Raw genomic sequence first — 13,418 nt, 5'->3', positions numbered from 1 at the left:
TAGACCAGAGCTTACCCGAAGTAATTGCGGACCGGATATGGAAAGGACTAGAACGAAAAAAGGCTTACGGATTTCTCCATAAGCCTTAAGGAATAATGGTGGCCCCTCCCAGACTTGAACTGGGGACCAATCGATTATGAGTCGACTGCTCTAACCACTGAGCTAAGGGGCCTTAATAGGTCAACGATTATAGGGGAAGCGTTGCAAGCTGTCTAGACACTAGGTAGGCCAATTGCGCTTAGTTTTTATTCACTTAGCTTCACGGATAATAAAAAAGGTGACTCATGGTCACCTTTTTTGCTTTTTATCGCTGCGATTACTCGTCTAGGAAGCTGCGCAGAGTTTCTGAGCGGCTTGGGTGACGTAGTTTACGTAGTGCTTTCGCTTCGATCTGACGAATACGTTCACGAGTAACGTCGAACTGTTTACCAACCTCTTCTAGAGTGTGGTCAGTGTTCATATCGATACCAAAACGCATACGAAGTACTTTTGCTTCACGAGGAGTTAGGCCTGCAAGAACGTCTTTTGTCGCACCTTTCAAGCTGGTCATCGTTGCTGAGTCTACTGGTAGCTCAAGCGTCGTATCCTCGATAAAGTCACCTAGATGCGAATCTTCGTCGTCACCGATTGGTGTCTCCATTGAGATAGGCTCTTTAGCGATTTTCAGTACTTTACGGATCTTATCTTCTGGCATTTGCATACGCTCTGCCAGTTCTTCCGGTAGCGGCTCACGACCCATCTCTTGTAGCATTTGACGAGAGATACGGTTTAGCTTGTTGATCGTCTCGATCATGTGCACCGGAATACGAATTGTACGTGCTTGGTCTGCGATAGAACGAGTGATTGCCTGACGGATCCACCACGTTGCGTAAGTCGAGAACTTATAACCACGACGGTATTCGAACTTATCTACCGCTTTCATCAGACCAATGTTACCTTCTTGGATAAGATCCAAGAACTGTAGACCACGGTTGGTGTACTTCTTAGCGATAGAAATTACTAGACGTAAGTTCGCTTCAACCATCTCTTTCTTAGCACGACGAGCTTTCGCTTCACCGATAGACATACGACGGCTGATGTCTTTAATATTTTGTACTGTCAGAGAGGTTTCGTTCTCAATCATTTTTAGTTTAGCGATTGAGCGGCGAATCTCTTCTTCGTTACGTTTAATCTTTTCAGCGTATGGCTTATCAGAAGCTAAAACTTCATCTAGCCATGCATCTGTAGATTCATTACCAGTGAACAGTGCAATGAACGATTTCTTCGGCATTTTGCCGTATTCAACCGTAGACTTCATGATCAAGCGTTCTTGAGTACGAACGCGATCCATAGAAGTACGCAGTTCGTTCACTAGATGATCAAACTGTTTTGGCGTCAGACGGAATTCTTTGAATACGTCTAGCATCAATTCATTTGCAACGGTCGCTTTCGGGCTTTCGTAGCCGTGTTCGTTGATTGCAAGTTGAAGGTTTTGGTACGTGCTGCGTAGCTGGTTGAATTTCTCAAGTGCTAGCTCAGGGTCGATACCTACATCTTCTTCTGAATCATCATCGCTATCGTCGCCATCTTCGTCTTCATCAACGTCTTCTTCGTCTTCATCTTCTAGCTGAGATTCAGTTAGTTCAGAACCGATGTGTGTTGCTGTCGGAGCTGTCGTATCATCGGCGTCTGGATCAACAAAGCCAGAGATTAGGTCAGTAAGACGTAATTCTTCTGCTTGTACTTTATCAAACTGCTCAAGGATGTATGGGATAGTGCCTGGGTATTCAGCAACAGACGATTGAACTTGGTTAATACCTTCTTCAATACGTTTTGCGATGTCGATTTCGCCTTCGCGAGTCAATAGCTCAACCGTACCCATTTCACGCATGTACATGCGCACAGGGTCAGTGGTTCGGCCGATTTCACTCTCTACGCTTGATAGCGCAGCAGCAGCAGCTTCAGCTGCATCTTCATCGGTAATGTTGTTGTCATCGTTCAGAGCTAGGTCATCAGCATCAGGAGCAGTTTCTACTACCTTGATACCCATGTCGTTAATCATCTGAATGATGTCTTCTACCTGTTCTGAATCTACGATTTCAGCAGGTAGGTGGTCATTTACTTCGGCGTAGGTCAGATAGCCTTGTTCCTTGCCTTTAATAACAAGTAATTTTAGCTGTGACTGCGGATTTTGATCCATAGACGGTATCCAACTTCGTAATCTGGTGAAGGAATCAGTATGCGAAATGCAAACCACTTACTATAACAAATTAAATTGTTGCTGACTAATTAAACAGGGTTACGCTTTTAAATCTAGCATAAGTGCTAGTAGCTCCCTTTTCTCTTCGGCTGATAAACCGACACTTCTTGCTTTGGCCTGCAGGTTTTCAATTTGCTTTTCTACGCACTGGGCAATTATTTTGTCCAGTGAGTCTAAAAATATTTCTTCTTGGTTGTCCTCATCAAGTGGGATATCCCAACTCGCGAGACGAGACAGAAGGGTCTCATTTTGGCTATTTCGCCAATGCTCTAATAATTGGCCTGTGTTGATATGGGGATGTGCCTGACATTTATCAAGTACATCAACAAATAAACTTAGGCCTGGTATGGATAAATCTCTCACAGAGGAAAGATCCGGTACCATTTGAGCATAGCTTGGATTCTGAATAAGTAGAGCGATTACCTCGCGCATTGGAGTTCGTTTGATCTCTTTGTGCGGCTGAGGTCGAGTTTCGCTTGCTTTCTTACGTGGTTGGCGTAAGCGGTTATCAAAGCCCGTGCGCTCATCAAGCAATTTTTCGAGTAACTCCTGAAAGTATGGATCAGGAATCTTGTCGATCAAGGCGCTAGCGTAGGCACGTAATGCCGACTTACCTTCATTGTTGCCCAAATTAATTTGGTGCAATTCAATCAAGTTATCAAACAGGTAACTTGATAATGGAGTCGCTTGCTCGATTTGTTGTTCGAAGGCTTGTTTGCCATATTTTCGAACGTAGCTATCTGGGTCCTCACCATCAGGTAAGAACAAGAATTTCAAGGTATTGCCTGTTTTTAGGTATTGCAGCGCATTTTCCAGCGCGCGCCATGCCGCTTCTTTACCGGCGCGGTCACCATCGTAGCAACACACAACAGTGTTGGTCTGGCGAAACAGCATTTGGATATGATCGCCAGTTGTTGACGTTCCCAATGAAGCGACGGAGTAATCTACGCCATATTGAGCGAGCGCCACAACATCCATATACCCCTCAACCACTAAAATTCGTGGTGGTTCACGATATGCCTGTAAAACTTCATAAAGGCCGTATAGTTCTTTACCTTTATGGAAGATAGGTGTTTCGGGTGAGTTAAGGTATTTCGGAGTGCCATCACCAAGAACGCGTCCACCAAAACCGATCACTCGACCGCGACGGTCACGAATCGGGAACATGATACGACCACGGAAGCGGTCATAGCGGTTACCGTTGTCGTTCTCAATCAACATGCCACCAGTGACAAGCATGTCTTGGTTCTCTTTGTTCTGGCCGAAGTTTTTACGCACTAAGTCCCATTCATCGGCGACATAACCAATGCCGAACTTCTGTACAATTTCGCCAGATAGACCGCGATCTTTTAGGTATTCAATTGCAACTTTGCTTGCTGGTTGCTTGAGCTGGTTGCGATAGAACTGAGCAATACTGCCCATCAAATCGTAAAGGCTACGCTTTTCGCTGCTGCTTGCTTGTGGACCAGAGTTAAATTGGCCACCACCGCCACTGCGCTGTTCGCGTGGCACATCCAAACCGAGGTAAGACGCCAGCTCTTCAATCGCTTCGACAAACTCTAAGCGCTCGAATTCCATGATAAAGTCGATAGCATTGCCGTGCACGCCACAGCCAAAACAGTGATAAAACTGCTTTTCTTGGCTTACGCTGAATGATGGGGTCTTTTCATTGTGGAACGGGCAACAAGCTCCGTAGTTTTTGCCTTTTTTCTTAAGTTTCACGCGTGCGTCGATGATATCGACAATATCGAGTCGAGCTAGGAGGTCATCAATAAAACTACGAGGGATGTGTCCAGCCATAAAACCTAACAAAAAAAGAAAATCATGATTGGTGTGAATGGGTTACAGAGAAAAAGCATACACTTAGCTTTTTGTTATTCCATTCTGCCAGATACAAACAAGCCGTGCGTTCCAAAGGATAGCACGGCTTGCTGCAATTGGGTGGGGTGTTAAGCCAGTTTAGCGCGAACTAGACCGCTTACTTTACCCATATCTGCACGCCCTTGAATTTGCGGTTTCAGAACGCCCATTACTTTGCCCATGTCTTGCATGCCAGCTGCACCAGATTCAGCAATCGCGCTCTCAATAAGAGCTGCAACTTCTTCGTCTGTCAGCGGTTGAGGCATAAAGTCCTCAAGAACGGTAATTTCAGCTTGTTCCGCATCAGCAAGATCTTGACGACCCGCTGCTTCAAATTGCGTTACAGAATCGCGACGTTGTTTAACCATCTTGGTCAATACAGCAAGAATGTCGTCGTCGCCCAGAGTAATCTGTTCGTCAACTTCACGTTGCTTAACTGCAGATAGAGCTAAACGAATAGTACCAAGGCGCAATTTGTCCTTGGCTTTCATCGCTAATTTTTGCTCTTCTTTGAGTTTATCAATCAGAGCCATAACTAAATTCCTTTCCGGAGCTCAGTTATTAGTACAGGCGAACGCGACGAGCGTTTTCGCGAGCTAGCTTCTTAGCGTGACGCTTTTGAGCTGCTGCTTTAGCGCGTTTGCGAACTGTAGTTGGTTTTTCGTAGTGCTCACGACGACGCACTTCAGAAAGGATACCTGCTTTTTCGCAAGAGCGCTTGAAACGACGTAGAGCAACGTCGAACGGTTCGTTTTCACGTACTTTAACTACTGGCATATGCCTTTCACCTCAGGGGTTATTCGTTAACGCTGGAATTTAATGAACCAAATCACAATTGTTTGGTCAGTTACCAGCTTGATCAAAAATGGTGCGGAATTTTAATCCGATCAACACAGCTTTGTAAAGCCTTTTATCGCTTATTGTCTGTACAAAATTTGTTTGAAGCACCAAGGCAGGGTAATATGACGCCCAAATTTCCTCTATATAGAAAGCATACTGAGATAACCATGCGCATTATTGGTATTGAAACCTCTTGTGACGAGACTGGCATCGCGATTTATGACGATGAAAAAGGTCTTCTATCACACAAGCTTTACAGCCAAGTAAAACTTCACGCAGATTATGGCGGCGTGGTGCCTGAGTTGGCTTCACGTGACCATGTTAAGAAAACCATCCCTCTTATCAAAGAGGCGCTGAAAGAAGCAAACCTGACTTCTAAAGACATCGACGGTGTAGCATACACAGCTGGCCCTGGTTTGGTGGGCGCGCTGCTTGTTGGTGCAACTATTGGTCGCAGTATTGCTTACGCTTGGGGTGTGCCTGCGGTGCCAGTTCACCATATGGAAGGCCACCTATTAGCGCCTATGTTAGAAGATAACCCACCGCCGTTCCCATTTGTTGCGGTATTGGTATCGGGCGGCCACTCAATGATGGTGGAAGTAAAAGGCATCGGTGAGTACAAAATCCTAGGCGAATCTATTGACGATGCGGCGGGTGAAGCGTTTGACAAAACTGCGAAGCTAATGGGCTTGGATTACCCTGGTGGTCCACTGCTGTCTAAGTTGGCTGAGAAAGGCACGCCGGGCCGTTTTAAGTTCCCACGCCCTATGACCAACGTACCTGGTTTGGACATGAGTTTCTCTGGTTTGAAAACCTTTACTGCGAATACCATCGCAGCAAATGGTGATGATGAACAAACGCGAGCAGATATTGCTTTAGCATTTGAAGAAGCGGTATGCGCTACTCTGGCAATTAAATGTAAACGAGCATTAGAGCAAACAGGCATGAAGCGCATCGTTATTGCCGGTGGTGTAAGTGCGAACCGTCGTTTACGTGCAGAGCTAGAAAAACTAGCGAAGAAAGTAGGCGGTGAGGTTTACTACCCTCGTACTGAGTTTTGTACCGACAACGGTGCGATGATTGCTTATGCAGGTATGCAGCGCCTTAAAAATGGCGAAGTATCAGATATGGCAGTAGAAGCGCGTCCGCGTTGGCCAATTGATCAGCTAACTCCGATTGCTTAATCAAACTTCTAAATGAAGGTTTGAAATAGATATTGTCCTGTAAAGGTCTCTGTTTATCAGAGGCCTTTATTTTTAGCTATTTGGCTGAAAAATATCATGAAGGATATCGACTGATGGGAGCAGTTCTGTTTCTTTTCAGTGATAGGATAGTGCGCAAGAATAATAAATGGATATAACAATGAACAAGTTTGAAATTGAAGGCCAGCAACTTGCTTACCTCGATAAGGGGGAGGGCCCAGTTCTGCTGTTTGGTCACAGCTATCTATGGGACAACCAAATGTGGGCTCCACAGATCGAAGTGTTGAGCCAATCATACCGTTGTATCGTGCCAGATCTTTGGGCACATGGAGAATCGGATGCCGCGCCTGCTTCAACACGATCTTTGGTGGATTACGCTCAGCATATGCTGGCGTTGATGGATCATTTAGAGATCGAGCAGTTTTCTATTGTTGGCTTATCTGTGGGCGGTATGTGGGGGGCTGAGCTTACCGCTCAAGCACCGCAGCGCGTGAAATCATTGGTTCTGATGGATACATTCATTGGTCTAGAGCCAGAAGTGACGCACAAAAAGTACTTCGCAATGCTAGATACGATTAGCCAAGTTCAAGCCGTGCCTGCTCCGATTGTTGAAGCCGTAACACCGCTGTTCTTTGCCAACAACGCTGAGCAAGTGAGTCCGGAGTTGGTGGCTTCATTCAAACAAAGCTTAGAAGCATTGCAAGGTGAGCGCGCAGTCGAAGTGGCTCGTGTTGGTCGTATGGTATTTGGCCGTCGTGATGTGATTGAAGATTCTGAAATGTTCGCATTGCCAACTTTGATTGCGGTAGGACGAGAAGATAAGCCACGTCCGGTCTTTGAGTCTTACTTAATGAATGATTGCATTACGGGCAGTGAGTTAGTGGAGATTCCAGAAGCGGGGCACATCAGCTCTTTAGAGCAGCCAGAGTTTGTGAACCAAATGCTATTGAGCTTTTTAAACAAAGTTCATGTATAGCTCAACTCTCAATAGCTCAAGACAAAAAAACTCGGCATTAGGCCGAGTTTTTTTCTACTAATTTTTTCTCACCGATTTTCGGCTCCTCCCCAGACAATAGGCGGCGAATGTTCTGGTGGTGCTTCAGTACGATTAAACAACAAAGCATTGCTACGGGCAGGGTATATTGCGGCTTAAACATCCAGGCATACAAAGGGGTAACCAACACGGTAACGAGGGCTGCTAGCGAAGAATAACGAAACAGAATGGCCACTGAGAGCCAAGTCAGCATTACCAGCCCGGTTAAGTCTAGTCCGATGGGAGCAATAGCACCTAGCGCTGTCGCTACTCCTTTACCGCCTTTAAAATGGAAGAAAATGGGGTACATGTGACCAAGACATGCTGCAATCGCAACCACACCAAGAATGATAGGGTCAATGCCAAGAAAGTAACCACTCCAGACAGGGATCGTGCCTTTTAGCATGTCACACAACAAAACGGCCGCCGCCGCCCCTTTACCTCCAATCCTTAGTACATTGGTGGCTCCAGGGTTATTTGAGCCAACATCCCTTGGGTCTGGCAATTTCAGTAGACGACAAATCAGTACCGCACTGGAGATTGACCCCAGTAAGTAGGCTGCCATCGTCATTATCAGTGCCAGTGCGTCCATAGAAGTCCTTGATGGATTGGAATTTAATGCTCATATCCCCGGTTGTTGGTATCATACCGCGAATTCACATATTGCAAAAATACTCTCTGCGATTGAACTTGCATTGTGTCATGTTCTGTATATAAAGAATCCTCGCAGATAGTTAATTTTACGATCAAAACCCTTCAGTCGGGTATCCGACCTCTGCATAAAGGACAGAAGATGGCTCTGGATAAAGTATTTATTGAACAGTTAGAAGTAATCACCACTATCGGTGTATACGATTGGGAACAGCAGATTAAGCAAAAGCTGGTTCTCGATATCGAAATGGCACACGACAACAAACCTGCGGGTAAAAGTGATGATGTTCAAGATGCGTTAGATTACTCTCAAGTGAGCGAGGCGGTATTAAATCACATCGAAAATGGCCGCTTTTTGTTAGTTGAGCGTGTCGCAGAAGAGGTCGCAGAGCTTATTATGCAACGCTTTTCGGTGCCTTGGGTGAAGATTCGTTTAGCAAAACCAGGCGCAGTTCCTCAAGCTCGTGCGGTTGGTGTGGTCATTGAGCGAGGCACTGCATGATAAAAACGTATATCGGCGTGGGTTCCAATATAGACAGAGAGCGTCATGCGCATGTTGCTTATCAAGAGCTAAAAAAGTTAGGTTCTGATCTTTGTGTATCGCCGATATATGAATGCGAGCCAATCGGCTTTAGTAGTCAAAATTTCTACAACTTTGTCATTAGCTTTGTTACAGAGTTGTCACTCGAAGAGTTGAGTGTTCGTTTGCGCGAGATTGAATTTAAGTGGGGGCGTGAGGAAAATGCGCAGAAATATCAGGATCGAACCTTAGATCTCGATATAGTCCTATTTGGTGAGAGTATATCGCAGCAAAAGCCAGAGTTACCGCGAAGTGATATCTATAAATATCCTTTTGTCACAAAACCCCTGTATGATCTCGAACCGAATTTAGTCATCCCCGGTGATGGACGAACAATTGCAGATATCTGGTTGAACATGAAGTCAGTATCTTCGCTTAAACCCGTTTCTTTTTCGCTTTAATTTTTGAGTTATTTACATGAGTTACTTTGAAGCCTTTATTTTGGCTCTGATTCAGGGTCTGACAGAGTTTTTGCCAATCTCTAGTTCTGCCCATTTGATTTTACCTTCGGCCATTTTGGGTTGGGAAGATCAAGGTTTAGCATTTGATGTTGCTGTCCACGTTGGTACGTTGATGGCGGTGGTGATCTATTTCCGCCAAGAAGTGATGATCTTATTCCAAGCGCTATTTTCTTCTATTTTCAAAGGCGATCGTAGTAAAGAAGCAAAGCTCGCATGGATGATCGTGATTGCGACGATCCCTGCGTGTGTATTTGGTCTGCTGATGAAAGACATCATCGAGATTTATCTTCGCAGCGCTTACGTGATTGCAACGACGACGATAGTCTTCGGTCTGTTGCTATGGTGGGTAGATAAGAACGCCGAGCAAATTGCGGATGAATACCAAACGGGTTGGAAGAAAGCTGTATTTATTGGTGTTGCGCAGGCGTTGGCAATGATTCCTGGTACCTCTCGCTCGGGGGCAACCATTACTGCTGCACTATACTTAGGCTTCACCCGTGAAGCGGCGGCACGCTTTTCATTCTTAATGTCGATCCCAATCATTGCACTTGCGGGTGGTTACTTAGGTATGAAATTGGTAACCAGTGGTGAGCCGGTCCACGTGGGCTTCTTACTGACAGGTATTGTGACATCATTCATCAGTGCCTACATCTGTATCCACTTCTTCTTGAGAATGATTTCACGTATGGGCATGACCCCATTTGTGATTTACCGTTTGATTTTAGGGTTCGGTCTGTTTGCGTTTCTGCTAACGGCTTAAATCTAATCAAAATGAAAACGCCCGCTTAATGAAGCGGGCGTTTTTGTTTGTTCGTTATGTACCTATTGGTCTATTTTCCTAGCGTGACTCTGACCGCTTCAATGCGACGCTTCTCTTGTTCATCACGAATCGCTGGGCCTTTGAAGCCATCTTTGATAATCGCTTGTACATCGACCGATGCCGCCGCTTGATAAGCTTGCATAAACAGTTCTGCTTGTGGGTAAGGTTGGTCCTCTAGCCCTTTGCGTCCCGCATGATCGGCTTGGCAGCAAATCAAGATATCTTGTAAGCGCTCGGACTTACGCCAGACATCAAATTTGTTAAGAATCTTAATGATGGTTTGTGGTTTGAGTTCGCCAGCACGATGGATATTTGAGTGTTGCTCACACACCATTAATGCTAAATCGCGAAACTCATTCGGTACGCGTACGCGATCACATAACTTTTTAATCAGCTTCAAGCCAGTGTGACAATGCATTTTATGGCTTGGCCACTCGTTTTCTGGCGTCACTCCTTTACCCAGATCATGTACTTGCGCTGCAAATCTGACTGGCAGCGAGTTACTGAGCTTTGCAGCTTGTTCTGCCACCATTAAGGTATGGACTCCAGTATCGATTTCTGGATGCCATTTTTCAGGTTGAGGTACACCAAAAAGTGCATCAATTTCAGGCAATACGACTGCTAATGCACCGCACTCTTTAAGTACAGATAAGAATACATCTGGACGTGATGTAGAAAGCGACTTGTACCATTCTTGCCAAACACGTTCTGGTGTTAGCGTGCTCAGCTCACCAGACTTCGCCATTTCGCGCATAAGCAGCATGGTTTCATCTGCTACACTAAAGCCTAAGTGTGCTAACTTGGCGGCAAAACGGGCTACACGCAGAACACGAAGAGGATCTTCGCTAAATGCCTTCGAAACATGGCGTAACAGTTTGGCTTGTAGATCTTGTTGGCCGCCATAGGGATCATAAAGTTTGCCGTTATCGTCCATAGCCATGGCATTAATGGTGAGATCGCGGCGGATCAGATCATCTTCTAAGGTAACGCTTTGATCAAAGAAGCACTCAAAACCGGTATAGCCAGAGCCTGATTTTCTCTCAGTTCGTGCAAGGGTGTGCTCTTCTTTACTTTTGGGGTGCAAGAACACAGGAAAGTCTTTACCTACTGCTGTATAACCTTGGCTGAGCATGATTTCTGGCGTAGCTCCAACCACAACCCAGTCTTTGTCATAGCTATCAATGCCAAGTAAATGATCTCGAACCGCACCGCCAACTAAATAAACTTGCACGCATTACCTCTTAATTTATTGATATGCCGTTGGACATTGTAGCAAGCAATGGTAATTTGCATTACTCCTAAAAGAACTAAAACGAAGATGAACAGTCTCTTTTAGGTCTATGAAGGAATTTCCCGATTAAATAGCGGGTGGGTTTTAGCTGGAGATCCTATGTATAAGGACTTTTTTGGGTTTGTTGAACTGCCATTTTCTATTGTTCCAAACTCGCGTTATCTGTATCTGAGTCAGCGTCACAAAGAGGCGATTACACACCTTCAAGCGGGGTTAGGCGATGGTGGTGGTTTTGCCATGCTAACTGGCGAGGTAGGAACAGGTAAAACCACGGTTGCAAAAGCTATGTTGGCGAACTTGAATGAGGACACCAAAGCAGGGTTAATCCTCAATCCGACCTTCTCAAGTCGAGATTTGCTGGAAGCTATCTGTGATGAATTCAACGTTGCCTATCCACAAGAAGCGACGCTTAAGCAGCTAAATCAAGCCATCTATGAATATTTGAAGCACAACCATAAATCCGGTTGGCAAACGCTACTAGTGATTGATGAAGCACAGCATTTAGCTGCAGATGTACTCGAACAGTTGCGTTTACTGACTAACCTAGAAACGGATACACGAAAACTACTTAAAGTGCTTTTGGTCGGTCAGCCAGAGTTGCAACGCTTATTGCAAACGACACAGTTACGTCAGCTTGCGCAGCGCATAACAGGCCGTTATCACTTACTACCACTGGATGAAAAGGAAACCGCAGACTACATCACGTTCCGACTACATACCGCTGGTGGGGATAAACAGCTGTTTGATCGAAGCTCGACCAAGTTGATTGCCAAATACAGTCACGGTATTCCACGTCTAATAAACCTGATTTGTGATAAGTCTCTGAACATCAGTTATCACAAAGGTAGTGTGGTCGTGGATAAACAAACGGTGCATCAAGCTTGTGAAGAGGTGATGCAGTTCCAAGCGGAGATTTATCAGCAAGATAAACCGATTCGCCGCAGTTTTGAATGGCCTGCTTGGGGCTCTGTCGGTATCGGTGTCTGTGTCGCTCTTGGTATTGGTTGGGCGGTGACGCAGCAAATGCCACCGATGTTACCAATGAAGGTTCAGTCTGCGGAAGTCGTGCAGAGACAACCTGTATCCGCTTCTGTCGTCAATGAGCAACTGACAAATGAACAGCGCGATATGCTATTGGCACAAACACAATCTAATTTAGCTGTAAATGAGCTATATAAGCTTTGGGGATATCGAGCCTCTGTCCGTGACAACTTATGTTTGTCAGAGCCACAATCAACCATGCGCTGTGAACGTAAAATGGCGACATGGCCGCTATTAGTGCAGCAAAACCGCCCGGTTATTTTAGAGTTAAACTACCAAGGCCAAGTTGGCTATGTGATTTTGTATGCGATTGGTGATGACAAAGTCGAAGTGCTTAATGGTACTCAACGCCTTCGTTTACCTGTGTCATGGCTCAAACCATTGTGGCAGGGCAATATTATCGAGTTATGGCAAGCGCCACTGAAAGACACTTTACGCTTAGACATGGAAGGCCCTGCGATTGAAGTACTTGATCAGCTTTTAGCTGAGGCGGTAAGCGAGCAGCCTTTAGGTACAGATATCTTTGATAGTCAGTTAAAAGAACGAGTTGAATTGTTCCAGCGTTGGCAAGGGATCGGTGTGGATGGTATTGCAGGTCAACGTACGTTGGACCGTTTACAGCAGAGTGTGCAATCCAGTGCTCCGGTGTTAGGGCTTATCAGTGAGGAGGGGGCATAATGTCAGTATTGAAACATGTGGGGCTGTTCTTATTACCTGTTAGCCTTACTGCCGTTGGTGCTGCTTGGTATTTGGATTTATTCTCCCAAGAGTCTGCGGTACCTGAAGCGGTAGACACTCCAGAATTACAGGTTACAACAGACTTCACTCAAGTGAGACCAAGGTTTGAAAGCCTGAACTATCCTCAAGAGGCACAATTAGCGCAATTGCCTCGTGAGTGGCCAACGGCGGAATGGTCACAGAAAATCGGTACCTTTGTAGAAGAAGGCTATGCTGATAATGGTTTTGTACAAGGTGAGCAAGAGCAATTGGCTTCATCTATGCGTACTGAACAAACGAGCCCAACCATTCAAAGCCAGGATGACCTTGGACTATCACTCGATGATTTGGACTTGTCTTCACTATCTCCGGATCTAGCAATGAAAGTTGAAAACGCTTTGGCAAGTAACCAGCAGCAACCTATCACACAAGATGTTGCGGTTAATGACCTAGAGCGAGATGCTCAGCAATGGCGTGGGCGTCTTCCGGCTCTAAACCTTCAAACACACATGTATTCAAGTGATACCCATCGACGCTGGGTTAAGATCAATAACGTAGAGTACCATCAAGGTGATGTTGTTGACGGGCAAGTAACGCTAAAAGAAATTCAACCTCAATCTGTTATTGTTGAGTTCCAAGGAGAACAGATCCGTATTCCAGCGTTGTATGAGTGGCAAGGTTAG

Annotated in this window: 13 protein-coding genes and 1 tRNA gene; 7 read left to right on the top strand and 7 right to left on the bottom strand. The window is 45.4% G+C overall.

The genetic code is table 11. From position 1 onward, the window contains the following. Window positions 1-96: 96 nt before the first annotated feature. The 5 genes from ACTS60_RS20690 to rpsU form a co-directional block, all read right to left on the bottom strand. A tRNA-Ile gene (locus tag ACTS60_RS20690) sits at window positions 97-172 on the bottom strand. A 144-nt stretch (window positions 173-316) separates the two neighbouring features. Beyond that, window positions 317-2,179: an RNA polymerase sigma factor RpoD gene (rpoD, locus tag ACTS60_RS20685; RefSeq protein WP_038885797.1), complete on the bottom strand. Its 1,863-nt coding sequence runs from the start codon at window positions 2,177-2,179 to the stop codon at window positions 317-319. 99 nt (window positions 2,180-2,278) lie between these two features. Beyond that, a complete protein-coding gene (gene dnaG, locus ACTS60_RS20680; RefSeq protein WP_440889790.1) occupies window positions 2,279-4,039 on the bottom strand; it encodes a DNA primase in 1,761 nt (586 codons plus the stop codon). Window positions 4,040-4,188: 149 nt separating this feature from the next. After that, complete coding sequence (locus tag ACTS60_RS20675) at window positions 4,189-4,632, bottom strand: GatB/YqeY domain-containing protein (protein ID WP_440889789.1); 444 nt, start codon at window positions 4,630-4,632, stop codon at window positions 4,189-4,191. A gap of 28 nt (window positions 4,633-4,660) precedes the next feature. Beyond that, window positions 4,661-4,876 (bottom strand): 30S ribosomal protein S21, encoded by a 216-nt coding sequence (gene rpsU, locus ACTS60_RS20670; protein ID WP_001145625.1) that lies wholly within the window; start codon window positions 4,874-4,876, stop codon window positions 4,661-4,663. Window positions 4,877-5,106: 230 nt separating this feature from the next. Between rpsU and tsaD the strand changes: the two genes are divergently transcribed. Beyond that, on the top strand, window positions 5,107-6,123 hold the full coding sequence (gene tsaD / locus ACTS60_RS20665) for a tRNA (adenosine(37)-N6)-threonylcarbamoyltransferase complex transferase subunit TsaD (protein ID WP_038885795.1): 1,017 nt from the start codon (window positions 5,107-5,109) through the stop codon (window positions 6,121-6,123). A 178-nt stretch (window positions 6,124-6,301) separates the two neighbouring features. Then, entirely contained in the window at window positions 6,302-7,117 is an 816-nt protein-coding gene (locus ACTS60_RS20660; RefSeq protein WP_440889788.1) for an alpha/beta fold hydrolase, read from the top strand. 37 nt (window positions 7,118-7,154) lie between these two features. Here the strand turns inward: ACTS60_RS20660 and plsY are convergent, their stop codons facing one another. Next, the gene (gene plsY, locus ACTS60_RS20655; RefSeq protein WP_440889787.1) at window positions 7,155-7,766 is read right to left on the bottom strand and encodes a glycerol-3-phosphate 1-O-acyltransferase PlsY; all 612 of its coding nucleotides are present in this window, start codon (window positions 7,764-7,766) and stop codon (window positions 7,155-7,157) included. A gap of 201 nt (window positions 7,767-7,967) precedes the next feature. Here plsY and folB point away from each other — a divergent pair, with 201 nt between their 5' ends. From folB to ACTS60_RS20640, 3 genes are read left to right on the top strand one after another with little or no spacing between them, the layout of a single operon-like run. Next, window positions 7,968-8,327 (top strand): bifunctional dihydroneopterin aldolase/7,8-dihydroneopterin epimerase, encoded by a 360-nt coding sequence (folB, locus tag ACTS60_RS20650; protein WP_440889786.1) that lies wholly within the window; start codon window positions 7,968-7,970, stop codon window positions 8,325-8,327. Further along, window positions 8,324-8,806 carry a 2-amino-4-hydroxy-6-hydroxymethyldihydropteridine diphosphokinase gene (gene folK, locus ACTS60_RS20645; protein WP_440889785.1) on the top strand — a complete coding sequence of 161 codons (483 nt, stop codon included), beginning with the start codon at window positions 8,324-8,326 and terminating at the stop codon, window positions 8,804-8,806. The genes folB and folK overlap by 4 nt, the downstream gene beginning before the upstream one ends. A 16-nt stretch (window positions 8,807-8,822) precedes the next feature. Then, window positions 8,823-9,626: an undecaprenyl-diphosphate phosphatase gene (locus ACTS60_RS20640; protein WP_440889784.1), complete on the top strand. Its 804-nt coding sequence runs from the start codon at window positions 8,823-8,825 to the stop codon at window positions 9,624-9,626. A gap of 70 nt (window positions 9,627-9,696) precedes the next feature. Here ACTS60_RS20640 and ACTS60_RS20635 read toward each other — a convergent pair whose 3' ends face one another. After that, entirely contained in the window at window positions 9,697-10,917 is a 1,221-nt protein-coding gene (locus ACTS60_RS20635; protein WP_440889783.1) for a multifunctional CCA addition/repair protein, read from the bottom strand. Window positions 10,918-11,076: 159 nt separating this feature from the next. Between ACTS60_RS20635 and ACTS60_RS20630 the strand changes: the two genes are divergently transcribed. Continuing rightward, window positions 11,077-12,696, top strand: coding sequence for an AAA family ATPase (locus ACTS60_RS20630; RefSeq protein ID WP_440889782.1), 1,620 nt, complete (start codon window positions 11,077-11,079; stop codon window positions 12,694-12,696). Beyond that, window positions 12,696-13,418, top strand: a complete 723-nt coding sequence (locus ACTS60_RS20625; RefSeq protein WP_440889781.1) for a general secretion pathway protein GspB — start codon at window positions 12,696-12,698, stop codon at window positions 13,416-13,418. The genes ACTS60_RS20630 and ACTS60_RS20625 overlap by 1 nt, the downstream gene beginning before the upstream one ends.

Origin of the sequence: Vibrio sp. WZ-1 (assembly GCF_052037695.1) — a bacterium.
Classification (GTDB): Bacteria; Pseudomonadota; Gammaproteobacteria; order Enterobacterales; family Vibrionaceae; genus Vibrio.
Note: the sequence above shows the minus strand (reverse complement) of the source record. Positions and strands in the feature narration are given on the sequence as shown.